The organism is Mesorhizobium sp. M0830 (assembly GCF_040319965.1).
Taxonomy (GTDB): Bacteria; Pseudomonadota; Alphaproteobacteria; order Rhizobiales; family Rhizobiaceae; genus Mesorhizobium.
Window position 1 is genome coordinate 1 of record NZ_JAMYOR010000079.1, and the last position, 23,727, is coordinate 23,727.

Below are 23,727 nucleotides of genomic sequence, written 5' to 3' on the forward strand. Positions count from 1 at the left end.
GACGGTTCGCGTCTCCTCTACCGTGGCGTCCTCGCGCGCGAATGCGAGCGCCGCTTCCGTCATCGTCTGGATCTCCTCGATGGTCTTCAGCATCTTTTCCTGAAGTTCGTGATCCTGGACAAACTCCGCGCGCAGCCGGAGCGAGGTCAGCGGCGTACGCAGGTCGTGGCTGATCGCCGCCAGCATGCGCGTGCGGTCCTCGACGAAGCGCTGCAGGCGCTCCTGCATGCGATTGAACGCCTCGGCGGTCTGGCGGATATCATCCGGCCCTGATTCCGGTAGCCGCGGCACGGCCTCGCCGCGGCCGAACAGTTCAGCGGCATTGGCGAGCCGTCGCAGCGGACGGGCGATTGCCTGTGCCCCGAAAATCGCTATGGCGGACAGGATGAGCGCGGTGAGCGCCAGCGATATCGCCGATTGCGTCATCCAGAAGGCGTTCGGCATTGCCTTGGCGTAGGCCGCATTCAGCCAAGTGCTGTCATCGAGGCGGACCGAAAGGCCCATGCCGTTTGGGGCGGCGTCCATATAAATAAACTTGGCCGGCCGCGAGAAGGGTTGGCCACTGCCGGACAAATCCACCATGCGCGGCGGGACGGAAGGATCGGCGGCATCGACGGCGGTCGAGGCCTGTCCGTTCATGTAGGCGGCATACTTGCCGGCAATCCCGGGCAACGGCTTGGCGAGCTCTGTCAGGGCCTCCTGTTGCCAGGCGAGGGGATTGTTCGGTCCGTCGTCCGAGGTCCAGAAACGCGTATAGGCGGTGCCGCTGACGTTGAGTATATCGGGCCGAAGCGAGGGCGGCGTCGTGTCAAGCAGAAGCGCAAGCGAGGACGTGCGGCTAACGAACTCGCCCTTGGCCGCCGCGTGCAGGGCCTGGCCGCGCTCGTCCCATGAGATCAGGAAGGTGATCGCCTGCGACAAGGCGAGCGCAAGCAGTACTAGGATGAGGAAGCGGGCCGCCAGGCTGCGTCTCCACAACAGCGTCATGCCTGGGCCACCTCGGCGGTGAAGCAGTAGCCGCCGCCCCAGTGGGTCTTGATCAGCATCGGACTCTTCGGATCCGCCTCGATCTTCTTGCGCAGCCGGCTCACCTGGTTGTCGACGGCCCGATCGAAGCCGTCGGCGGTGCGCCCGACCGTGAGGTCAAGCAGCTGATCCCGGCTAAGCACGATTCCGACGTGCTCGATGAAGGCGGTGAGAAGGCGGAATTCAGCCGTGCTGAGCGCGACCGCCACGCCGTCGAGCCCAACCAGCTCGCGGCGGCCGGCATTCAGCGTCCAGCGGTCGAACCGAAGTGCGTTCGACTTGAGCCGGCCGCGCTGCGGCGGCAGGCTGTTGACGCGCCTGAGTACGGCTTTGATCCGCGCCAGCAGTTCCCGCGGATTGAACGGCTTGGTCACGTAATCAGGCCCCGATCTCAAGGCCCACGATCCGGTCGATCTCCTCGGCCATGGCGGTGAGGAAGATGATCGGAACGTCGACCGTCCCGCGCACGTGACGGCAGGCGGCAATGCCATCCTCGCCAGGCATCATGACGTCGAGGACGATGAGATCGGGCAGGCTGCGGTCGAGCAGCCGCTTGAGCGCGGCCGTGCTGTCGGCGACGCTAACGCGATAACCCTGCTGGGTGAGGTATTTCCCGACAAGGTCGCGGATGTCCCTGTGGTCGTCGACGACCGCGATGTGCTGCGCCCCTTCCATGCAATGCTCCAAAAGCCGCTACCAAATAGTCGGTCAGTATCGACGATATCTAGTTTGCGTCTACACGGATGATCACCTTTCGCATCATGGCGGCAACTCGCGCGACATCAACAAACCGTGAGAAGTGTAACGAAGTGTAACAGAATGCCTCGCCTGCGACAGCTTGCTACGAACTGCCGTTCAACGGGACAAGGTTCTGCGACAGGTCCTGGCTAATTTTGGCCTCGTCGCTAGCCGGGACTTCCAGTCTCTGCCGCCGGGTCATGCCGCGTGGCATTCGGACGGCAGTCCTCGCCAGCCTTTGATCGAAAGGATTGCACAATGGCCAGATTGATCGTCAACGGCACGCCAAGGGACATCGAGGTCGATCCGGAAACGCCGTTGCTGTGGGTGATTCGCGAGCAGATCGGACTTACCGGGACGAAGTACGGCTGCGGGGTTGCCGCCTGTGGAGCCTGCACCGTCCATATAGACGGCGTCGCCACGCGCTCCTGCGTGCTTCCGGTGAGCGCGGTCGGGCCGGATCAGCAAATCACCACTATCGAGGGGCTTTCACCTGACAGTTCGCATCCGGTCCAGCAGGCATGGCTGGCGCTCGATGTGCCGCAATGCGGCTATTGCCAGGCCGGCATGATCATGGCTGCGGCGGGGTTGCTCATGCAGAACTCGAACCCCACGGACGAGGACATCAACGGCGAGATCACCAACATCTGCCGCTGCGGCACCTACAACCGGGTGCGCGCCGCGATCAAGCTTGCCGCCAATGACGGCCAAGCCACGCAACGCGGTTGAGGAGAACAATCATGAACGCCGTAATTTCCGTCTCCCGCCGCAGCTTCATGATAGGCGTGGCCTCCACCGCCGGTGGCCTGTCCCTCGGGTTCAATGTGCCGTTCATCAAGCCTGCACTTGCCGAGGGCGCCGAGACGGCGCCGGAGATCAATGCCTGGGTAGTGATCAGACCGGACGACACGGTGGTCATCCGCATCGCCCGATCCGAGATGGGGCAGGGGACGCTGACCGGCCTGGCGCAACTCGTCGCCGAGGAGTTGAATTGTGACTGGTCCAAGGTCACGACCGAATATCCGTCGCCGGCCCAGAACCTCGCGCGGGACCGCGTGTGGGGCAATTTCTCGACCAGTGGCAGCCGCGGCATCCGCGAATCGCACGAATACGTGCGCATTGGCGGCGCCATAGCGCGCGAGATGCTGATTGCCGCTGCGGCCGCCGAATGGGGCGTGCCGGCCAGCGAATGCATCGCGAGGATGGGCGTCGTCACGCATGCGGCATCGGATCGCGCCATCTTTTATGGACAGTTGGCCGCCGCCGCCGCGCAAATGACGCCGCCCGCCCACGTCACGCTTAAGGACCCGAAGGACTGGACCATAGCCGGCAAGCCGCTGCCGCGGCTCGACACGGCCGACAAGCTCAATGGCAGCCAGGTCTACGGCGTCGATCTCAAACTGCCGAACATGCTCAACGCGGCGATCCGGGCCTGCCCGTATTTCGGCGGCAAGGTGAAGAGCTTCGACGCGGCGGCGGTGGCTGAAATGCCCGGCGTGCGTACCGTCGTTCAGGTCGACGAGACCGCCGTTGCGGTTGTCGCCGACACGTGGTGGCGGGCGAGGACCGCTCTCGATGCCCTGCCGGTCGTCTGGGACGAAGGTCCCAACCGGCAGGTCACCAGCGCCTCGATAGCGGCGATGCTCGAAGAGGGGCTCGGCGCCAATGACGCCTTCATCGGAGCCGCGCAAGGCGATGCTCGTGCTGCCCTGTCCGCCGCTGGTCGGACGGTTACTGCGACTTATGCTTATCCCTATCAGAACCACGCGACCATGGAGCCGATGAACGCGACGGCACTCTACACGCCGGAGCGCTGCGAGGTCTGGGTGCCGACCCAGAATGGCGAGGCGAGCCTGGCCGCAGCGGCTGAGGCCGCCGGCCTGCCGGTGCAGCAATGCGAGGTGCACAAGATCCATCTCGGCGGCGGTTTCGGCCGGCGCGGCAACTTCCAGGACTATGTGCGCCAGGCGGTCAGCATAGCCAAGCAGGTGCCAGGAGCGCCCGTGAAGCTCATCTGGTCGCGTGAAGAGGACATGCTGCACGGCGCATATCACCCGACCACGCGATGCCGGCTGACGGGCGCGCTCGACGCGGACGGCAACCTGACCGCTCTGCACATGCGCATATCCGGCCAGTCGATCCTTGCGGCGGTGCGGCCGGAAGGCATGCAGAACGGCATGGACCCTGTCGTTTTCCAGGGCCTCGTCCTCGCCGGCACGGAAGGCACGCTTGGCTATACGGTGGACAATCTGCTTGTCGACCATGCCATGCGCAACCCGCCGATCCCGCCAGGCTTCTGGCGTGGCGTGAACCTCAACCAGAATGCGCTCTACGTCGAGTGTTTCATGGACGAACTCGCCCATGCGGCCGGCGTCGACCCGCTCGCCTTCCGACGCAAGCTGATGGCCAGACATCCAAAACACCTCGCGGTACTGGAGGCGGTTGCCGAACGGGTCGGCTGGGACACCCCGCCCGCCGCCGGCGTCCACCGCGGCCTGGCGCAGATCATGGGCTTCGGAAGTTATGTCGCAGCCGCAGCGGAGGTTTCGGTCACCGACGGGCAGCTTAGAATTCACCGCATGGTGGCGGCGACCGATCCGGGTCATGTCGTCAATCCCGCACAGGTGGAGCGGCAGGTCGAAGGCTCTTTCGTCTACGGCCTGTCCGCCTGCATCTACGGCGAATGCACCGTCAATGGCGGCCGTATGGAGCAGGAGAATTTCGACAGCTACGAGGTCTTGCGCATGGCCGAGATGCCGGAGGTGGAGACGATCATACTGCCGTCCGGGGGCTTCTGGGGCGGCGTCGGCGAGCCGACTATCGCAGTCGCTGCGCCGGCCGTCCTCAATGCGATCTTCGCCGCCACCGGAAAACGCATCCGCACGCTGCCGCTGAAGAACCATGATCTCGCATGACATGAGGCGCTCGAAGAACAGGCGCGGTGGACGATCGTTCGCGCCCGTTCTGCTTGCAGGGCTCATGGCCAGCGCATCGGCATGGGCCGAGGCGGCGCCCGGTGCGACGGCGTGCACCGGCTGCCACGGACGGGCGGCGCTCGGCTCAGCCATCCCTTCGCTCGACGGCCACGCCGCCGACGACATCGTCGCCCAGATGCAAGCCTTCCGATCCGGGGAGCGCGAGGCGACGGTCATGGGCCGCATCGCCAGCGGATATACCGAGGAAGAGACGCGCGCCATCGCCGAGTGGCTCGCCAAACCGGAGGCGGCACGCCGTGCCCAGCCGTAGAGTCGTGATCGGCGGTGCGGCGGCAAGCGTCGCCGCGGCCGTTCTTGCCGCGCCGCAGGTGCGGGCACAGGCGCAGCCCCGGGTCGTCGTGGTAGGCGGCGGCTTTGCAGGCGCAAGCTGCGCACGCGCACTAAAACAGCTGGATCGCGACGTTGCCGTGACGCTGATCGAGCCAGAGACAGCCTATGTGGCCTGTCCGTTCAGCAATGCCGTGCTTGCGGGTCTGCGCGGCCTCGAGGTGCAGACCTTCGGTTATGACCGGTTCGGCGACATCGAGCTCATCCGAAAGCGCGCTGTCGCCGTCGATGCCGAGCGCCGGCTCGTTCGCCTGGATGACGGTACGGATATCGGCTACGTCAGGCTGGTGCTGGCGCCCGGCATAGACCTGCGCTTCGACGCGTTGCCGGGCTACGATGAGGCGGCGGCGCAGATCATGCCTCATGCCTGGAAGGCGGGGCCGCAGACGCTGCTGTTGCGCGACCAGCTCGCCGCCATGCCGGACGGTGGGACGGTCATTCTTTCCGCGCCCGCCAATCCGTTCCGCTGCCCGCCCGGTCCCTACGAGCGGGCAAGCCTGATCGCGCATTACCTCAAAACCAGCAAGCCACGCTCCAAGCTGATCATCCTCGACGCCAAGGACGCCTTTTCGAAGCAACGGCTGTTCGAGGCGGCCTGGCCAGAGCTCTATCCTGGCCTCATCGAATGGGTGCCGCTGTCCTCGGGCGGCAGGGTGACGGAAGTCGACCCGGCGACAAGAATGCTGGTGACCGAGTTCGGCAGCCATGAGGCCGATGTAGCCAACGTGATCCCGCCGCAACGCGCGGGCAGGATCGCGCAGTCGACCGGTGTCACGGATCAGACGGGCTGGTGCCCGATCGATCCGGTCACCTTCGAGTCCCGCCTGCAGCCGGCGATACACGTCGTCGGCGATGCGGCGATCGGCGGAGCGATGCCGAAATCCGCCTTCAGCGCCAACGCCCAGGCAAAAGCCTGCGCTGCGGCGGTAGCCGCCCTGGTCAGGGAGCGGCAGCCGGCGCAGCCGAAGCTCATCAACACCTGCTACAGTCTGGTCGCGCCCGGCTACGGCATTTCGATCGCCGGCGTCTACCAGCCGCGCGACGGCCTGCTTGCCGAGGTGGAGGGTGCGGGCGGCACTAGCCCGCTCGAAGCGCCGTCCTCCGTCCGCGCACTGGAAGCGGCCTATGCGGAGGACTGGTTCCGGACGATCACCAGCGAAGTGTTCGGATGATGAGGACGACGACTTGCCTCACTCTCACGGGATTGCTGCTTGCCGCTTCGCCCGGTAGCAGCGAGGAGGTGGGATCCTACGTCGTGACCGGCGATGCGATCATGGAGCCTCTGGTCGACAGCAGAGGGGATACGGCTCGCGGCGCCGCGCTGATCTCGGACCGGCAGCACAGCCTCTGCACGCTCTGCCATAGCGGGCCGTTCCCCGATGCGCACCTGCATGGCACGCTGGCGCCCGACCTGACCGGCGTCGGGACAAGGCTTTCGGAAGGCCAGATCCGGCTGCGCGTGGTCGACATGAAGCGCCTCGCGCAGGATACGATCATGCCTTCCTACTACCGTGTCGCGAAAGAGGAAGACCGGCGCGTCGCCACTGTCTGGCGCAGCAAGCCGATCCTGACCGGCGCCGACATCGAGGACATCGTCGCCTATCTCACGACGCTGAAAGGGTGATGATGCGCGAAGATCCGCTTCGAGTTCACACGGGCCTGGTCGGGCGGCGGCAGTTTCTTCGGGCCGGAATGGCCGGGCTTCTGGTGATCAGTCTGCCGCGCTGGGCCGTTGCTCGTCCGCGCCTCGATGAGGCAATCAGTACCTTCACCGGCGGAGCCGAAATCCTCGACGGCCGCGTCCGGCTCGATCTGCCGCCTCTGGTCGAAAACGGCAACGCGGTCGCGATCACGGTTACCGCCGAGAGCATGATGACCACGGACGATCATGTCCGGCGCATTGCGGTCTTCAACGAAAAGAACCCGGAGGCGAATGTCGCGGTTTTCCATCTCGGTCCGCGCTCGGGCCGCGCCGCCGTCTCGACGCGGGTCCGGCTCGCGACCTCCCAGGTCGTTGTCGCGGTGGCTGAGATGAGTGACGGCAGCTTCTGGTCGAGCAAGGCGAGCGCGATCGTCACGCTGGCCGCCTGTATCGAGGACCTCTCATAATGGCGCGCGCGCTTGTCAACGTGCCGAAAACGGCCAAACAGGGGGAGGTCGTCGAGATCCGAGCGATGATCGCCCATCCGATGGAAACCGGCTATCGTGTCGGCCCGAACGGCATCAACATCCCCCGCGACATCATCCGCAGGTTCGCCTGCACCTATAATGGCGAGGAGGTGTTTTGGGCAGATCTCCATCCGGCAGTGTCGGCCAATCCGTTCCTTGCCTTCACGCTCGTCGCCACGACGAGTGGGACGATCGAGTTCGCCTGGACCGACGACGCCGGAAAGACTCAAACGGCATCGGCCGAAATCACGGTGCGCTGATGCGCGCCCTTTGGGGCCTAGTGGGGATCACTGCGGCGGGCGTCTGCAGCTTGGCCATCGCTGCCGGCATCGAAGACAGCGAGAAGCGCTCCGGCTTCGATTTCATGACGCCGGAGACGCAGGCGCTGCAGGCCGACGACATGAACAACCCCGGCATGCTGTGGGTGCTGCAGGGCGAGCAGCTCTGGCAGCAGTCGGAGGGCAAGGCGGATGTCGCTTGCTCCGGCTGCCATGGCGACGCGTCCCGGACGATGCGCGGCGTTGCCACGCGCTACCCGGCTTTTGACGAGGCGACGGGACGGCCGATCGACCTTGCCGGGCGTATCAACTCCTGCCGAGCGGAGCGGCAGCAGACCAAGCCGCTGGCGCTGGAGTCTGACGCATTGCTTGCCCTGACAACCTATGTGGCGCATCAGTCGCGCGGCATGCCAATAACACCGGCGACCGACGCCCGGCTCGCGCCGTTCCGCCACAACGGCCGGCGTCTGTTCCGGAGCCGCATCGGCCAACTCGATCTTTCCTGCGCTTCCTGCCACGACGACAATTGGGGCAAACGGCTCGGCGGCAGTGCCATCCCACAGGCGCACCCGACCGGCTATCCGCTCTACCGACTGGAGTGGCAGACGATCGGTTCGCTGCAGCGGCGCTTGCGCAACTGCATGATCGGCGTGAGGGCCGAGCCCTTCGCCTTCGGCGCGCCCGAATTCGTCGACCTGGAACTCTACCTAATCGAGCGGGCGCGCGGCCTGCCGGTCGAGACGCCGGCCGTGCGGCCGTGACGCCGGCCGGGGACTCCGCGCAACCTTGGGAAGCGGCGTCCTTTTGGGACTGCGACAGTTTCGCACCTTGGGCGGCGCTCGCCTAGCGGACCTGATGACAGTCCCCATCCGTGGCCGCCCACACGGATAGGCGGCCGAGGAAAATCGTATCCAAAATTGTCGAAACGCGCGGATTCCAAGGACTGCGAGGCTCTCGCGTACATTCGAATACATCTCGATGCTACTCGGGCAAACTCCTGCGACAGGCTCAGCATAAGGTTCAATCGTGAGCAGGAGCCTCGTCATGGTGACGAGACAGAAAGCCGACAGCGGTCTCGCAAGCAGGATTCAATGCGGCGCGAGACGCCGATTGGCGGTCTGCTCATTTTAAGAAAGGAAGGATACGATGAACAAACTCGTAGCAGCTTTCGCCCTCCTCACCTTGTCGACAGGAGCCTCTCTCGCCGCCAATCAAAACCCGGACCGTGACCCAACCCGCGGATTCGCTACTGGTATCGAGAACAGCGAAATGACCTTGGATGCCAATCACACGGCTTCCTTGCCTCTGCCCGCGATAGCCACGGAGGAAGGACAACCACAGTCCTCCGGCAAGGTTCCTAACGAGCGTGCGCCATGGGCGGGCCGTTAATATACTGAGCTTGTCTCCCGCAAGAATGTCCAATCACCCGCCATGCAACGAGGGTGGTTGGACAGGCGGCGCACGAAAAACTTGCCCATCTACGGTTGGATTGAACGTCTTCAATTACTTGCTGGTGACGCTGAAGCCGGCGCTGCGAAGTGATTGAGCAAACCCGGCTTGGCGTTGCGCCCAGCGCGCAATCGCAGAGCCTTCACAGGGAACCGCTACGCTAGAGTATACTCTCAGAGACCGACGATAAATTCGACTCGCAGCAACGGGCGACCAAACATCGGGGCACAGCAAACCGGCAGCCCCTCGCTATTCCCAGCGAGGCGCACGGAGCATGCACGTCGTGCGGCGTGGCGTAACCGAGCCGGAAGTCTGAGCGACCGGAAGGCTTCGGGCATCTGATGTTCTGCATCCCAGGTATAGATGCCTGTCAGATTGATGTGTTCCCAGCTCGACACCGACACGCCAGGCTCTAGGCAGGACCCGACGAGACGGTCTTTCGATGCGGGTATCGGCGTCGCCGCTCCGATTGACAAGCCTCACCCGCAGTTTCCGCTCATCTTCTTCTTCACAAGGGTGTCGACCTATTTTGGCGGGCACTCGGTGGTGGCACGGGAAAGCGGCGGTCAGGTGCCGCCCCCATTTTTGGGGTGCATCTTGTAGCGATACACGATACACGAACCTATGATCGCCAGCTTTCGGCACAAGGGCCTCGAAGCCTTCTACCGCACTGGCGCGACGAAAGGCATCCAAGCGGCCCATGCCCGAAAACTCGGGGTGATCTTGGCCATGCTCGATGTGGCCAAGGAACCGCAGGACCTGAATCAACCGGGCTTGCGGCATGCCCTGAAAGGCGACCTGAAAGGGCATTGGTCGGTGTGGGTGAACGGGAATTGGCGCATCACCTTTCGCTTTGACGGGGCCGACGTCGAACTGGTCGATTATCAGAATTACCACCAAGGACACGAACCATGATCCATACCCATCCTCATCCGGGCGAAATCCTCAAGGAAACGGTGTTCGAGCCGTTGGAACTGTCCGTAACGGAGACCGCCAAGCGGCTGGCCATGTCGCGGGTGGCCCTGTCGCGGGTGCTGAACGGCAAGGCCGGCATCAGCCCGGACCTGGCACTGCGCTTGGAGAAGGCCGGTGTCAGTACGGCGCGCTTCTGGATTAATCTCCAGGCGAACTACGATCTATGGGTGGCGATGCAGCATGAGCAGCCGCCGGTGCGGCCGCTCCAAAAGGCGGCGGCCTAAAATGGAACCCGGCGACCCGTGGACCGCATATTCGAACGCATGGAATGACGCAATGCCCGCGCGACAGTCACTGGGCGTTACCACCCTCTAAGTGCCCGCCGTCTGTTTGCGCCAGTTCGGGAGGTCTGCTTCTTGTCTGAGCGGCCTCCAAGGGCTGCAATAAGCGATGGCGGCTTTCAGGATGTGGCGCGGCCATAGCACGGCCAGAACAGGCTGCCGATCCGCGGGGCCGTGCTACAACTGCACCGAGAATTCCTTGATCAGGCCATCCTTCGGCTCGAGGCCCAGCCCCGGCTTCTGCGACACAGTAAGATACCCGTTCTCGGGCTGCGGGACGCTCTCAAAGATCGCGTTGTAGGCCATCCACTTGTGGAAGTGGTATTCGACCAATCCGCCGTTCGACAGGCCGGCATGCAGCGCGATGTTGTGCGGGCCATTGCCGTTGCCGTGCGAGAGCGGGATATGGAAGAGCTTGGCAAGGGCGGCGGTGCGTATCGCCGCCGAGTAGCCGCCGTCATTGTTGACATTGGGCTGTATGTAGTCGACCGCGTCGGCCAGGATCAGGTCGCGTGCGGAGAACTTCTCGTTTTCTGCCGCAGCGACCGGAATGATCGTTTTCGAACGCAGTTCGCGCAGCAGCCTCGGATCGTTGTAGTAAAGCGGCTCCTCGACGAAGCTGATGTCGAGCTCCTCGCATCGCTTGCAAAGTTCCACCGCCTGGGCCAGGGTCATGCGCAGATTACCGTCCATGGCGAGCTTGACGTCCGGGCCGACGGCCTCGCGCATCGCCTTCATGCGGATGTAGTCATCCTTCGGATCGGGGATGGGCTGACGGCCGACGGTGTTCTTGAGATGGTTATTGCCGAGGTTGACGAGGTGGGTCGCCTCCGCAGCCAGTTCCTCCGGCGAATAGACCGGCGCGTTGTCGTAGGCCGCGCCGTGCGTGACGTAGACCGGCACCTTGTCGCGCGCGCCGCCCAGCAGGTGATGCACTGGCTGGCCGAGCATCTTGCCCTTGATGTCCCAGAGCGCGATGTCGATCATCGCTAGCGCGGAGATCAGAGTCCTCCCCAGCGGCCGTTCGAAGCTGGCGCGGTCGAACAGCAGGGGAATGCGTTCGGTGCGCATCGGGTTCTCACCGACGATTTTCGGCGCGATGTATTTGTTGATCAGCTCGATGGCGACATGGTGGGTGTAGCCGCTGGTCGCCCAACCGACGAGGCCGTCGTTGGTCTCGACCTGGAGAAGCAGCGCGCCCTCCTTGTTCGGCTTATCGCGGTAGGGAGGCGGCGTGATCGGGATGTTGGCGAGCTTGTGCGCTTGGATACGAGCGATCTTGATCCTGGTCTCGACGACATTGTTGTCCTGTTGGACATAAACATCCTGAAGCACGACGTCCCTCCTTTCCCGACGTTCCGTGTGCCGGGAAGGCCCTCTCTAGCGGAAGCCCAACTTCAGAAAAAATTCAAAAATCCCAACGATTATTCTGAAAATCTGAAGTCGCCTGGATCGCGCCGGCCCTCAGGTCTGGCGCAGCGACACCCGGATCAAGTGCGCGAGCCGTTCGGCGGCCGGCGACAGCTCCTTGCCGCGCTTGCGCACGATGCCGTAGCGGTGAACGAGCTCGGGCTCGACGATCTTGTATACGCGCGACTGGCTCGCCTCTGCGAAACGGACGATCGACTGGGTGAGGATTGCCGCGCCGATGCCGGCCTCGGCCATCGCGACGAGTGTCTCCGTCTGGATGCAGCGGTACCGAACGTTCAGCGCGATGCCGCGAGCGGCAGCCTCGCGCTCGAACATCGCTCCCATCAGGGTGGTGGTGTGATAATGGAGTAGGGGCAGGCTGGACAATTCCGCCAGCGTGATGGTGCGACGATTGTGCGGACACATCTGCCTGGGGATCAGCGCGTGCAGCGGATCGTCAAGCAGCGGCTCGAAATCGAGGTCCGGATCGCCGGAGATCGGGCCTATGCCGAAATCGACAGTATCGGCTTCTATCACCCGATAGAGATCGGCGGACTTGAGTTCCGACAAAAGCATCTTGATTCCCGGATAGTCGCGTTCGAACTCGGCGAGGATACGCGGCAGATGGGTCGAGGCGATGGTGGGCGCGCAGGCCAGCGCGACCTGGCCGCGCCGGATGGCCAGTGCCTCCTGGATGTTGCGCAAGCCGATGCCGACCTCTTGCAGGCCGCGCTGCGTACTGGTGAACAATTTGCTCCCCTCAGGCGTGAGCTTGACGTCGCGCGTGGTGCGGTTGAACAGCTTGGCGCCGAGTTGATCCTCGAGTTGCTTTATCTGCATGCTGATGGCGGACTGCGAACGATGTGCCCGGTCGGCGGCCGCCTTGAAGCTGCGGTTTTCGGCGACCAGCATAAAAGTTTGCAACAGCTTGAGGTTGACTCGCGCCAAAGCGGCCGCATTCGCGTCCTGCGGTGGTTTCGGTTCGCTCATTGGTGGCGCACCCCGAGATAATCCCCGGCCACGCCAGCGCGGCTGGGATCATGGCTGCAGCTCGGCGGATCAAGCATCGCCGGCCCTCTTCCGGGCTGACGAGACTGCCTCAAAGGCATCTAGAAGGACACGCACCAGCCGTCCTGAAGGCGCGCTGCGCGGCCACAACATGCCGATCTCGCGCACCAGCGGCGGGCCGGGCAGTGGTAGGCGCGCGACCGACAGTCCCTCCGGCCATGGTGGCGCCCAGTCCGGCAGAACGGAAACGCCGAGACCGTTGCTGACCATCACCGTTATGGCTTCCAATGAATCCAACTCCAGCCACTCCCGGGGCCGAAGCTTCTGGCGGCGCAGCCACTCGTCGGCCAGCCGGCCACCCCAATTGTTGCGGTCATACCGGATGAAGGGCCGCGTTGCGAGCAACTGTTCTGGATCGCTCGCGGCGAGTGCGCTCGGCGCAAGAAGGATCAAAGGCTCGGTCCGAAGCACGCTCCAATGCAGCGATTTGGGAATCGGAAAAGGCGGCCGCACCAATATGGCCGCGTCGATGCTTCCGTCGCCGAGCGCCTGATAGAGATCAGTGGAAGTGCCAGGGAGAACGAAGACCTCGACTGAAGGAACCGCGTCGACAAGGTGCCGCAGGGCGGGCGCAAGGATGCCGGTCAGCGCGGTCGATATGGCGCCGAGTCTCATCTCACCTGCTGGCGAATCGGTCTGTGCAAGGGTTTTTAGGTGGCGGATGTCGCCGAGGATTCTGCGGCTTTGTTCTAGAATTGCATGGCCGGCATCGGTCGGCTGCACCACGCGGCCCGCGCGTACCAGCAGCCGTTTGCCGAATTCGTCCTCCAACGCCTGCATGCGTTGGGCCACGGCGGCCGGCGTGATTGCTAGACGCCGGGCCGCCTCGGCCAGAGAACCGAGTTCGGCCACGAGGAGGAAGGTTTCGAGAAAGCGTGTTTCCATCGATAGAAAAACTATCATTAAATTATACGGCAAGCCATGTTTTCTTCTGTGCATCGTTGATGATAATCCGCCTTGAACTGGAGGGTTTTCCGTGGATCTTGAACTGAAGAGTAAGGTCGCGCTCGTCTTTGGAGCCGGCGGCGGATTGGGCGGGGCGATCGCGCGGTCGCTGGCCGGCGAAGGCGTGCGCGTGGTCGTCGCCGACATCGACGAAGCGGCTGCGGAAAACACCACCTCGGGCATCAAGGGCGCCGGCAATGAGGCGCTGACAATGGGCTGGGATATCGGCGACCTGTCCTCGATCGACGGACGCTTGGCCTCGATCGAGAAGGCCTTCGGCTCCGTCGACATTCTGGTGAACAATACGGGCGGCCCGCCGCCGACGCCGGCCGCCGGCCAGTCTTCAGAGGACTGGTCGAAGTTCTTCGACAGCATGGTGCGTTCGGTGATCGCCGTCACCGATGCGGTGCTGCCCGACATGCGCCGGCGCAAATGGGGCCGCATCATCACATCGACCTCGTCGGGCGTGGTGACGCCGATCCCAAACCTCGGCATGTCGAACGCGCTCAGAATGGCACTGGTCGGGTGGTCCAAGACGTTGGCGGCCGAAGTCGGCCGCGACGGCATCACCGCCAATGTCGTGCTGCCCGGGCGCATCGCCACGGGACGCATAACCTTTCTCGACGAACAGAAAGCCAAGCGCGAGGGGCGCTCGGTCGAGGAAGTAGCCGCCCAAAGCACGGCGTCCATTCCGGTCGGGCGCTATGGCCGGCCGCAGGAATATGGCGACGCGGTCACCTTCCTGGCGAGCCCGCGCGCATCCTATATCACCGGCTCCGTCATTCGCATCGACGGCGGCTTGATCCCCAGCATCTAAGGAGAACCCGATGACTCTTGACCCGAAAGTCGTAGAAACCCTGCAGGGCGTCTCCACCGCGACCCTCACCACAGTCCTCCTGAAGAAGGGCCTGCGCAACGTTTGGATGCGTGGGACCAAGCCAATTCGTCCAGGCCAGCCGCGCGTGGTAGGGCCGGCTTTCACTCTACGCTTCGTGCCGGCGCGTGAAGACCTCGCCACTCCGGCAAGCTGGGCCTCGCCTATTTCGACCCGTGCGGCGATTGAGGCGATGCCCGAAGGTTGCGTGGCGGTGGCTGACGCGATGGGCGTGCTCGACGCCGGTATTTTCGGTGATATCCTCTGCGCGCGCATGGCCAAACGCAATGTCGCCGCATTGGTCACCGACGGCGTGATGCGCGACGCCGCGGGCGTGCTCGGTACCGGCTTCAACGTATGGTGCAACGGCATTTCCGCGCCGCCGTCAGTGGCCGGTCTCACGTTCGTCGGCTGGCAGGAGCCGATCGCATGCGGCGGCGTGGCGACCTTTCCTGACGATATCGTGGTGGTGGACGATGACGGCGCGGTGCTGATCCCCGCGGCATTTCTCGACCAGGTGCTGGTCGAAGCGCCGGAGCAGGAGGCCATGGAAGCGTGGATCATGACCGAGGTCGATCGCGGCGTGCCGCTGCCCGGTCTCTATCCGATGAACGAGGAGACGAAGGCGCGCTATGCCGCTTTCGCGAAGAAGACGTGACCTTTGGCGTCGATGCCAAGGGCGTCTACCCGATCGCGGCGACGCCGTTCAATGCGGACATGTCGGTCGACTACGGTTCCGTCGACCGGCTGACGGAATTCTACCAGGATGCCGGCGCCACCGGCATGACGATCCTCGGCATTCTGGGCGAAGCCCAGAAACTGGAGCCCGAGGAATCGCTGACAATCGCAAGACGCGTGATCGCACGCTCGCGTGTCCCTGTCGTGGTTGGGGTGTCCAACCCGAGCTTTGTCGCCATGCGCAGGCTGGCGCGCGAGGTGATGGATGCCGGCGCAGCCGGCGTGATGCTGGCTCCGGCCTCGCACCTGCGCAGCGACGAACAGATCGCCGCCTATTTCCATCACTGCGTAGAAGCAATCGGTCCGGACGTGCCTTGGGCCCTGCAGGATTTTCCGCTGACGCTGTCGGTGATCCTGTCGGTGCCGATGATCTCGCGCATTATGAAGGAACATCCCTCCTGCGTCATGCTGAAGGCAGAGGACTGGCCGGGGCTTGAGAAAATCTCGATGATCCGCAAGCTGCAAGCTGCGGGCGATCTGCGGAAATTCTCGATCCTGACCGCCAATGGCGGGCTGTTCCTGGACTTCGAGCCGGAACGCGGTTCGGATGGCGCGATGACGGGCTATGCCTTTCCGGACATGTTGGTCGAACTCGATCGGCTGCACCGGGAAGGCGAGCGCGACGCAGCGCACGATCTTTTCGACGCCCACCTGCCGTTGATCCGGTTCGAGCAGCAACAGGGGGTTGGGCTGGCGGTGCGCAAATACGTGCTGATGCGGCGCGGCGCCATGACCTCGGACGTGCAGCGCAGCCCGCGCTCGTCGCTGACGCCGACCGGTCGATCCGAAGTCGACTACCTACTGGAGCGGTTGGCTCGAAAGGACCCGCGAGCAAGGCTGTGACGATGCGTGCCGCCCGCCCGCCGCGGATATATGTAGGGCGATAGATTGTATCGGGGCCCGGATCATTGCGATCGATCCTCGATCCGATCGACGATCATCTTCGCGATCGGCATAGCGGACGTCGCCGCAGGCGACGGCGCGTTGCAGACATGCAGCTGGCGCGGGCTGTCGAGGAATAGGAAATCGTGCACCAGCGTGCCATCGGCCAGAACCGCCTGCGCACGGATGCCGGCGCCTGGTTGTCCGAGGTCCGGGAGCTCGAGCGAGGGGCAGTATTTGCGGCACTGCTCCAGGTAGCCGCGGCGGAAAATCGAGTTGCGGAACTCGTCGATGCCTGACGTGAGATTCTTGCGGGCCATTTTCCAGAAGCCGCCGAAGGTGAGCATCTGGGTGACATCGCCCAGGTCGATGCTGCCCTTTGGATAGCCTTCGCGATGGAAGCCCAGCACGGCGTTGGGCCCAACTGTCACCCGTCCGTCGATCATGCGCGTCAGGTGGATGCCGAGGAAAGGCAGATCCGGATCGGGGATCGGGTAGATCAAGTGCTTGACGATCGTCGATTTCGCGTCGGGCAATGTGTAATATTCGCCACGGAACGGCACGATCTGGTGGGTGGGATTAAGCCCTGCGAGCCTCGCCAGGCGATCCGACTGCAGGCCGGCGCAGGCAACAAGCTGCTCGGCGCGGATCGTTTCGCCATGATCGGTGGTCACCACCACGCCGGTGTCGTCTTCCGAGATACCTTTGACGCGGGTGCCGGTCATCAGTTTGGCACCTTTCGCTCTGAGGCCCTCGGCCAGAGCGTCGCAGATCAGCTTGTAGTTGATAATGCCGGTCGATGGCACGAGCAACGCGCCCAGGCCAGCGATGTTTGGCTCGATCTCATGCAGACGCGCCGCGCTTACCTCCTCGAAGCCAATGCCATTCTCCAAAGCGCGAAGCTTCAGCGCTTCCATGCGCTCCATCTCGACCGGGCTGGTGCCGACAAGCAGCTTCCCGCACACCTCGAACGGAATGTTATTGTCGCGCGCGAAGGCTTTCGTGGCCTTCGCCCCCTCGCGGCAGAGCTTCGCCTTCAGGGAGCCGGGGGCGTAGTAGATGCCGGCGTGAATGACACCACTATTGTGGCCGGTCTGGTGCTCGCCGAAACCGGCCTCCTTTTCGATGACCAGGATGCGAGCCGCCGGATCGCGGGCCAGCATATCGGAGGCGGTGGCGAGCCCGACGATGCCGCCGCCAACTATGCAATATTGAAATGTCATATGCTGCAGTCCTGTCAGACCTCAGCCTCGTCCGCGGCGATCTTCTTGCGCCCGGCCAGCTGGAGGAAGAGTGGGATCAAGAGCACGAGAACTGTGGCGATGAACAGCCCCAGCGCAATGGGCCGCTCGATGAAGACGAGCAAATCGCCCTGCGATTGGATCAGCGTGCGGCGGATGTTTCGCTCCAGCAGTGGCCCCAGCACCAGGCCGAGGATCAGCGGCACGGCTGGATAGTCGAGCCTGGCAAGGATGATTCCGGCACCGCCTGCCAGGATGGTCAGCATTACGTTGAACGTCGAATTGTCGATGGCAAAGACACCGTAGACGACGATCGCAATGACGATCGGATAGAGATAGGCGGTCGGAACGAAAAGCGCCGCCGCCAGGAGCGGAGTCAGCAACAGCGTCAGGAATACAAGTGCCAGGTTGCCGATGGCGAAAGAACCAAACACCGACCAGACAAACTGCGGATTCTCGGTGAACAGCAGCGGGCCCGGCTGCAGGCCGATCATGATCAATCCGCCCATCATAACCGCCGTGGTCGCCGAGCCCGGGATGCCCAGCGTGAACAGCGGGATCATCGAGCCGTAGGACGCTGAATTGTTGGCGGCCTCAGGCGCTGCCACGCCCTCGACGATGCCGGTGCCATACCTTTCGGGGGTCGGCGAGAGGCGCTTGGCGAGTGCGTACGAGAGCATGGTCGCCGCCGAGGCGCCGACGCCGGGAAGGACGCCCACGAAGAAACCGAGCACCGATCCCTGCAGCAGCTGCCAGCGTGTCTGAACAGCGTCGCTCATCCTCGGCAGCAGTGAGGCGAAAGTGTATTTGGCCACCGGCTTATCTACATTCGCCTCCAGGGAGGTGAAGATCGCGGTAAGTCCGAACAGGCCGACGGCGACGATGGAGAAGTCGAGCCCGTCGAACAGGTTCATCGATCCGCCGGTATAGCGCGGCAAGCCGGAAATGGGGTCGAGTCCCACCATGCCCAGCCACAAGCCCAGCGCCAACGCGATGAAACCCTTGAAGGCGTTGCGGCCGCCCAATACGCTGAGCAGCGAAAGCGCAAAAAACATCATCGCCGTCATCTCGGTCGGACCAAAGGCAAGTGCATAGCGCGATACCGGCACCGAAAGAGCCACCAGCCCGGCGATGCCGAGAAAACCGCCGACGAAGGAGGCGAAGACGCTCGTCCCCAGCGCGCGCCCGGCCTCTCCTTTCTGGGCCATTGGATAGCCATCGATGACCGTCATCACGGAAGGCGCGTCGCCGGGAATGCCGAGCAGGATCGACGTGATAGCGCCGCCGAACATCGAGCCATAGTAGACACCACCGAGGCACGCGATTGCCGCGACGCCGCCGAAGCCTGCCGCCACGGGCAGCATGATCGCAACACCGGCGGTCGGTCCGAGGCCAGGGAGCGCACCGATCAGCAAGCCGATCACGGCGCCCAGTATGGTGCAGGCGAAGATTGCCGGATCGGTGGCAGCGAGAATCCCGTCCCACAGCAGCGCAAGCGTTTCCATCGCGATACCTCTCTTGGGTGGCCGATTAGAAGCCGAGCGGTCCCCTGGGGGTCGGCACGCCCAGGAGGTTTTGGAACAGCAGCAGAAGGATGATCGGCGTGATCACCGACACCGCCGCAAGCTTGATGAAGAAAACTGGCCCCGGTTCGGTCCGCAGAGCCAGGCCGATCGCCGCCATGGCCAGCATGGTGGCGATCATCATGCCGAGATACGGGGTCAGCCAGACGGCGATGAGCAGCGCCGCGATCACGACCCCAGCCTTTGCCGCCTCGCGGCCCGATATGCCCGGACCAAGTTTCTCGATCCCGCCAAGCGCCCGGTAGAGATTTATTGTGCTGAGCAGAGCGATCGACGAACCGATGATGATGGGGAAGAGACCGGCCCCGGGCGTGGTGCCCTGCATCACGCCATAACCGATGCCCGTGTAGATAAGCCAAAGACCGAAGATTATCAGCAGTGCGGCGACCAGTAGGTCGAGCCGTTGAACGCTCATCGCTTTCCTCCTCCCGACGGATAGGAGCCACCACGGCGGGTGGCTCCCAGCAATGTCACTATTTGATGATGCCGAGTTCCTTCATCATCGTCTCGTAGCGCGCGTTGGTGCGCTCGAGCACTTCCTTGAAGCCTTCCGCGTCGACATAGTCCGGGATGTCGTGGAAGCGGTCGATATACTGCTTCTTCCACTGCTCGCTGGTCGCAACCTTTTGCAGCACGCCCTCCCAGTAGGTGACGACTTCCGGTGGAACGCCCGCAGGCATGACCAGTCCGCGAAGCTGGGTATGCAAAATGTCGCCGTAGCCGAGTTCCTTGAAGGTTGGGATGTCAGGGAAGGCTGGCGAACGCTCTGCCGATGTGATCGCCAGTGGCCGCAGCTTGCCGGCCTTCATCTGCGCCATCGCCTCGGATGGATTGAGAAAGCCGACGTTTACATGCCCGCCGAGCAGCGCCGCCATCACCTCGCCCTCACCGTCGAACGGCACGGAGTCAATCTGGATGCCGAGCGCGTTGGACGTCATCTTGGCCAGCAGTGCCGCGTCGGAGACGACCCCAGTCGTACCGGTGGTGAAGCGCGGCGTCTTCTTCAGGTCGTCAAGCTTCTGGTATTCGCTAGAGGTGGGGACAACCATGATGTACGGTGACTGCGCGATCGCAGCGAGCGGAGTGAAGTCCTTGTAGCTCACCGGCGAGCCACCCAGGAGTGGCGTGGTGAAAAAGCTGACGCTGACGGTCGCCAGATGATAGGGATCTCCCTTTACTTTGGCGACTGCGCTGTAGCCGACCGCGCCCGAGCCGCCTGTACGGTTCTCAGGCAGGATCTTCACAGGGATCAGCTTCATCTCCTCGATCACGCCGGCGATGGTGCGGGCGAGCGTGTCGCTGCCGCCGCCGGCGCCGAACGGGATGATCATTTTGATGTCCTTGTCCGGATATTCTGCTGCCGCCGGGCTGACCGCGATGGCCGCGGCTGTGAACAAACCGAGGCCGACGGCGCGGCCGTGGTTGACGAAGTTCGAGAGTGCGTAGGTCATAGTCGTTTCCTCCCAGTTAGAACTTGGAACAGCGCCGGAACCGATCGAACCATTTTCTTGGCGGTCCCGGGGCAGCGATTGTCAGGCGCGCTTCTTTTCGATGGTTTCACGCAGCAGGTAGCCGTGTGCATCACGACCGGTGAACTGGCTGCCTTTGGGATCCTTGACCCGGCCATCCTTGAGCGCTTCGTAATTCGGCGTGAAGCCAAGGCCCGGCGCGTCCGGGATTGTCATCTTGCCGTTCACGGGGTCGGGCGTGCCGTTGAAGAAATGCTTTCCGGTCATCCACATGCCATAGTGGAATTCGACTGGGCCGCCATTCATCACGCCAGCCAGAATGTGCATGTTGAAGATCGGCCAACCGCCGCCATTGGCCATCGGCAGATTGAAGGCCTGGGCGAGGTGCGCCACTTTGAGCGCCTCGGTGTAGCCGCCATTGTAGAGAACGTTCGGCTGCAGCACGTCTACCGCGTGATGGACGACGAGTTCGCGGAAGCGCCAGCGGTTGCCTTCCATCTGGCCGGCGGCGATTGGAATCTTGACCCGGCTGCGCAGGTCGGCAAGCGCACGCGCGTCGTTCTGCTGGATCGGTTCCTCGAACCATTTCAGGTTCGCGTCTTCCACCGCCTTCGCCAGCATGAAGGCGTCATGCGGGTTGAAGTAGCAGTTGGCGTCGATCATGAGGTCGACGTCGGGGCCGATTGCCTCGCGTGCGGCATAGACGCGACGCACATCATCCTTCCAGGTACGCGTCGGCTCGCCGCCGACGACCATCTTCAGCATGGTGTGCCCGTCGGCCAGAAACTTCTTGGCGTAGTCGGCGATCTGCTGCTCGTCGAAGAACGGGTAGCCAAACGTCGCATAGGTGTAGGCCTCGCGGGAATAGCCGCCCAGCAGCTCCGAGACCGACTTGCCGACAATCTTGCCCTGGAGGTCCCACAGCGCGATGTCGATCGCCGAGAGAGCGTTGGAAATGACACCCGTATAGGCGCGGTTGTTGAGTTGCTTCCATACTTTGGAGTGGATCGCCTCGGTGTGGAAGACATCCATGCCCCTGATCAACGGAAAGATATGATCCTCGATGCACGGCATGGTCGACCAGGGCAGGAACTGGCCGGTGCAGCCGAGCCCCTTGAGACCCGTGTCGGTCTCGACCTCGACAAAGACGAACATGCGAGATTCGATGGATTCGCCAATGCCAGGCAAATCGATCTCGTGGCGATGCAGGCTGGCTGTGATGTTTGCAATTTTCAAGTGAGGTCTCCTTGGGATAAATGGGTCATATGGCGGCCGCGGCGGGCGCCGTCGTTTCGATGGACGCTTTCCAACGCGCCTTGCCGTTAAGGACGTGCTCGCTCCCGCGGCGCCGCGCGAGTTCGGCGTCACCGCATTCGATCGCCTCGACGATTGAGCGATGCTCCAGATTTGTCTGGCCGGGCGATGACAAAGAGCGCCGCAAGGAATGGGTCTCCCGGATCAGGTCGTTGTAGACGCGATGCGCGCAGGAGTGGTCGGCTATGCGGCCGATCAGTTGATGAAACTCGAGGTTGATCTCGTAGTAGTGCGCGATCCTGCCGGCGGCGATCGCTATGTCCATGTCGGCGATCAGGCGCTTGAGCTTTGCCACGTCGGAGGCGGTACGCCGTTCCGCGGCCTGCGCGCACATCAATCCGGTGAGCAACGAGCGCACGTCGTAGTTTTCGGCGATCTCGCGCTGGGACATTTCACGTACGAAAACACCACGCGCCGGGACCGACACAAGAAGCCCCGCCTCGACCAGCGCACGCGTCGCCTCACGCACCGGCGCACGGCTTACCGCCATCTGCTCGGCAAGCACCGCCTCCTTGATCCTGCTGCCGGGCTGCATGTCCCCCGTGAGGATCATCCGTTCGATTTCGGCGTAGACGCGAACGGCAAGACTTGCGGTTCGCTCGATCGGCCTTGCTGCAAAAGTCATGCCTTGCCCCTCGTTTCCCTGCCGTCAGTAAACTGAAAACTGTCGACAGTAAAATCGAGGGGAGAAAGCACCCAGTCCGCGCCGGATTCCTGTGCAATTTGATATAGGCGTCGATGGAGGCCAGGCCCGATGGGAATGCCGGTCTTCTCGCGCTCGGCGCGGACCCTGCGCTCAGGGTCGCCCGCCACCTGGACAGGCTTCAGCGGGTCCACCGGGGGCGTTGCGCGCAGATCGTTGCAGAAGCGGGAAACGTCGGCGCGGAAGTCCGCTATCGGACGGAACAAGGCGGGGTTGATGGCCATGAAGAAGTGGCCGACATCGAGGCCCCAGGGCTGTTTCGAATGGTTGGGATCGGTGATCAGCGTAGAGCCGGACAGGCATGAGGCGAGGATATTGACCATCGCAGCCAGCCCGTAACCCTTGTAGCCGGCACTGTCCGCCGACCCGCCCAGCGGCGACAGGAAGCCTCCTCCCATGACCGCCGCCGGGTCCAGCGTGGGCACGCCCTTGCTGTCCATGCCCCAGCCCGGAGGCATGAGTTGACCTTCGACGATCTTATTTCGGACCTTGCCGGACGCCACAGTCGTCGTGGCCATGTCCAGCACGAACGGTCGGCCGGGTTCCGCGGGGGCCGCGAAGGACCACGGGTCGGTGCCGAAGCGCGCCGCCGCACCACCGGTCGGGGGGACACGGATGCCGAACACGCTGGTGGCAGCCATGCCGATCAACTCATGATCGGTAGCCATGGTCGTGAAATAACCCAGCGCGCCGAAATGGCCGGAATTGCGAACCGACACCAAGCCGACGCCGGCTGCGGTCGCCTTGGCGATCGCGGTTTCCATAGCGCGTGTAGCGGGGTCATGGCCGAGGCCGCCATCGCCGTCGAGCAGGGCGCTGATCGCCGTTTCCTGGACGATGGTGGGCTTCGACTGGAAATTGATCGGCCGTGTCAGGCGTCGTTCGTTATATTCGACCAATAGCGCGATGCCGTGGCTTTCGAGACCATGGAGATCGGCCCATGCAAGCACGCCTGCCGATTTCTCGGCCTTCTCGGCGGGCATGCCCCAGGCGCGGAAAATGTTTGCGGCCTGACAGCGATGTGTCTCGAAATCATGTCTCATCGTGATCTCCCGGGCGGGCCGCTCGACATGACCGACATCCATCCGACGAGCAAGAATAGGAATGTGCCCAGTCGAAAAACAACGGCAGCTTCGATTGCTTCTAACGATAGTTTTTCTTCAGGAATAAGGGAGACGCTCCTCGATCCGGCCGTGGCCGGCTTGCGGCTCTTCTTCATGACACGAACAATCGGCCGCGAGCACGGGATCGTCGAAGAACA

General features: G+C 63.4%; 25 protein-coding genes and 1 pseudogene. 14 read left to right on the plus strand and 12 right to left on the minus strand.

Translation table 11 applies throughout. From position 1 onward, the window contains the following. Together NKI20_RS30060 and NKI20_RS30065 are read right to left on the minus strand one after the other, a co-directional pair. Positions 1-987: histidine kinase dimerization/phospho-acceptor domain-containing protein (locus NKI20_RS30060; RefSeq protein ID WP_352837382.1), on the minus strand; the 987-nt coding region annotated here is incomplete at its 3' end. Next, a pseudogene (locus tag NKI20_RS30065) lies at positions 984-1,701 on the minus strand (response regulator). The gene NKI20_RS30060 and the pseudogene NKI20_RS30065, both read right to left, overlap by 4 nt. A 321-nt stretch (positions 1,702-2,022) precedes the next feature. On the opposite strand from NKI20_RS30065, the gene NKI20_RS30070 reads away from it, so the two are divergent. From NKI20_RS30070 to NKI20_RS30115, 10 genes are all read left to right on the plus strand, one after another. Continuing rightward, on the plus strand, positions 2,023-2,493 hold the full coding sequence (locus NKI20_RS30070; RefSeq protein ID WP_352607776.1) for a (2Fe-2S)-binding protein: 471 nt from the start codon (positions 2,023-2,025) through the stop codon (positions 2,491-2,493). Positions 2,494-2,504: 11 nt separating this feature from the next. Beyond that, complete coding sequence (locus NKI20_RS30075; RefSeq protein WP_352837385.1) at positions 2,505-4,679, plus strand: xanthine dehydrogenase family protein molybdopterin-binding subunit; 2,175 nt, start codon at positions 2,505-2,507, stop codon at positions 4,677-4,679. Between the two features lies 1 nt (position 4,680). After that, positions 4,681-5,010 carry a c-type cytochrome gene (locus NKI20_RS30080; protein WP_352837388.1) on the plus strand — a complete coding sequence of 110 codons (330 nt, stop codon included), beginning with the start codon at positions 4,681-4,683 and terminating at the stop codon, positions 5,008-5,010. Continuing rightward, on the plus strand, positions 4,997-6,259 hold the full coding sequence (locus NKI20_RS30085; RefSeq protein ID WP_352837391.1) for an FCSD flavin-binding domain-containing protein: 1,263 nt from the start codon (positions 4,997-4,999) through the stop codon (positions 6,257-6,259). The genes NKI20_RS30080 and NKI20_RS30085 overlap by 14 nt, the downstream gene beginning before the upstream one ends. Next, positions 6,256-6,711, plus strand: coding sequence for a sulfur oxidation c-type cytochrome SoxX (gene soxX / locus NKI20_RS30090; RefSeq protein WP_352607767.1), 456 nt, complete (start codon positions 6,256-6,258; stop codon positions 6,709-6,711). Before NKI20_RS30085 ends, soxX begins: the two co-directional genes overlap by 4 nt. Next, complete coding sequence (locus tag NKI20_RS30095; RefSeq protein ID WP_352837394.1) at positions 6,711-7,196, plus strand: SoxY-related AACIE arm protein; 486 nt, start codon at positions 6,711-6,713, stop codon at positions 7,194-7,196. The genes soxX and NKI20_RS30095 overlap by 1 nt, the downstream gene beginning before the upstream one ends. Continuing rightward, entirely contained in the window at positions 7,196-7,516 is a 321-nt protein-coding gene (soxZ, locus tag NKI20_RS30100) for a thiosulfate oxidation carrier complex protein SoxZ (protein ID WP_352607763.1), read from the plus strand. The genes NKI20_RS30095 and soxZ overlap by 1 nt, the downstream gene beginning before the upstream one ends. Continuing rightward, positions 7,516-8,295 (plus strand): sulfur oxidation c-type cytochrome SoxA, encoded by a 780-nt coding sequence (gene soxA, locus NKI20_RS30105; RefSeq protein WP_352837397.1) that lies wholly within the window; start codon positions 7,516-7,518, stop codon positions 8,293-8,295. Before soxZ ends, soxA begins: the two co-directional genes overlap by 1 nt. 1,312 nt (positions 8,296-9,607) lie before the next feature. Next, entirely contained in the window at positions 9,608-9,898 is a 291-nt protein-coding gene (locus tag NKI20_RS30110) for a type II toxin-antitoxin system RelE/ParE family toxin (protein ID WP_352607759.1), read from the plus strand. After that, complete coding sequence (locus tag NKI20_RS30115; protein ID WP_352607757.1) at positions 9,895-10,182, plus strand: HigA family addiction module antitoxin; 288 nt, start codon at positions 9,895-9,897, stop codon at positions 10,180-10,182. Before NKI20_RS30110 ends, NKI20_RS30115 begins: the two co-directional genes overlap by 4 nt. A 234-nt stretch (positions 10,183-10,416) precedes the next feature. Here NKI20_RS30115 and NKI20_RS30120 read toward each other — a convergent pair whose 3' ends face one another. The 3 genes from NKI20_RS30120 to NKI20_RS30130 form a co-directional block, all read right to left on the minus strand. Beyond that, positions 10,417-11,574 carry a mandelate racemase/muconate lactonizing enzyme family protein gene (locus NKI20_RS30120; RefSeq protein ID WP_352607755.1) on the minus strand — a complete coding sequence of 386 codons (1,158 nt, stop codon included), beginning with the start codon at positions 11,572-11,574 and terminating at the stop codon, positions 10,417-10,419. A 129-nt stretch (positions 11,575-11,703) separates the two neighbouring features. Next, positions 11,704-12,639: a LysR family transcriptional regulator gene (locus NKI20_RS30125; protein WP_352607752.1), complete on the minus strand. Its 936-nt coding sequence runs from the start codon at positions 12,637-12,639 to the stop codon at positions 11,704-11,706. A gap of 69 nt (positions 12,640-12,708) precedes the next feature. Next, positions 12,709-13,602 (minus strand): LysR family transcriptional regulator, encoded by an 894-nt coding sequence (locus NKI20_RS30130; RefSeq protein ID WP_352607750.1) that lies wholly within the window; start codon positions 13,600-13,602, stop codon positions 12,709-12,711. Positions 13,603-13,693: 91 nt separating this feature from the next. On the opposite strand from NKI20_RS30130, the gene NKI20_RS30135 reads away from it, so the two are divergent. Genes NKI20_RS30135 through NKI20_RS30145 form a run of 3 tightly spaced genes read left to right on the plus strand, consistent with a single transcriptional unit; the run spans position 13,694 to position 16,117 of the window. After that, positions 13,694-14,479: an SDR family oxidoreductase gene (locus tag NKI20_RS30135; protein WP_352607747.1), complete on the plus strand. Its 786-nt coding sequence runs from the start codon at positions 13,694-13,696 to the stop codon at positions 14,477-14,479. Positions 14,480-14,489: 10 nt separating this feature from the next. Next, positions 14,490-15,194: a ribonuclease activity regulator RraA gene (locus tag NKI20_RS30140; protein ID WP_352607745.1), complete on the plus strand. Its 705-nt coding sequence runs from the start codon at positions 14,490-14,492 to the stop codon at positions 15,192-15,194. Beyond that, the gene (locus NKI20_RS30145) at positions 15,191-16,117 is read left to right on the plus strand and encodes a dihydrodipicolinate synthase family protein (protein ID WP_352607742.1); all 927 of its coding nucleotides are present in this window, start codon (positions 15,191-15,193) and stop codon (positions 16,115-16,117) included. The genes NKI20_RS30140 and NKI20_RS30145 overlap by 4 nt, the downstream gene beginning before the upstream one ends. A 62-nt stretch (positions 16,118-16,179) precedes the next feature. On the opposite strand, the gene lhgD is transcribed toward NKI20_RS30145, so the two are convergent. The 7 genes from lhgD to NKI20_RS30180 form a co-directional block, all read right to left on the minus strand. Continuing rightward, a complete protein-coding gene (gene lhgD, locus NKI20_RS30150; protein WP_352607739.1) occupies positions 16,180-17,379 on the minus strand; it encodes an L-2-hydroxyglutarate dehydrogenase in 1,200 nt (399 codons plus the stop codon). Positions 17,380-17,393: 14 nt separating this feature from the next. Further along, positions 17,394-18,902, minus strand: coding sequence for a tripartite tricarboxylate transporter permease (locus NKI20_RS30155; protein WP_352607736.1), 1,509 nt, complete (start codon positions 18,900-18,902; stop codon positions 17,394-17,396). A 25-nt stretch (positions 18,903-18,927) separates the two neighbouring features. Continuing rightward, positions 18,928-19,395, minus strand: coding sequence for a tripartite tricarboxylate transporter TctB family protein (locus NKI20_RS30160; protein ID WP_352607734.1), 468 nt, complete (start codon positions 19,393-19,395; stop codon positions 18,928-18,930). 58 nt (positions 19,396-19,453) lie between these two features. Next, entirely contained in the window at positions 19,454-20,431 is a 978-nt protein-coding gene (locus NKI20_RS30165; protein WP_352837406.1) for a tripartite tricarboxylate transporter substrate binding protein, read from the minus strand. A gap of 81 nt (positions 20,432-20,512) precedes the next feature. Then, the gene (locus NKI20_RS30170; protein ID WP_352837409.1) at positions 20,513-21,685 is read right to left on the minus strand and encodes a mandelate racemase/muconate lactonizing enzyme family protein; all 1,173 of its coding nucleotides are present in this window, start codon (positions 21,683-21,685) and stop codon (positions 20,513-20,515) included. A 25-nt stretch (positions 21,686-21,710) separates the two neighbouring features. Then, positions 21,711-22,388 carry a GntR family transcriptional regulator gene (locus NKI20_RS30175; protein ID WP_352837412.1) on the minus strand — a complete coding sequence of 226 codons (678 nt, stop codon included), beginning with the start codon at positions 22,386-22,388 and terminating at the stop codon, positions 21,711-21,713. Next, complete coding sequence (locus NKI20_RS30180; RefSeq protein WP_352837415.1) at positions 22,385-23,509, minus strand: Ldh family oxidoreductase; 1,125 nt, start codon at positions 23,507-23,509, stop codon at positions 22,385-22,387. Before NKI20_RS30180 ends, NKI20_RS30175 begins: the two co-directional genes overlap by 4 nt. Positions 23,510-23,536: 27 nt before the next feature. Here NKI20_RS30180 and NKI20_RS30185 point away from each other — a divergent pair. Next, a partial coding sequence (locus NKI20_RS30185; protein WP_352837418.1) for a hypothetical protein occupies positions 23,537-23,727 on the plus strand: 191 nt, incomplete at its 3' end.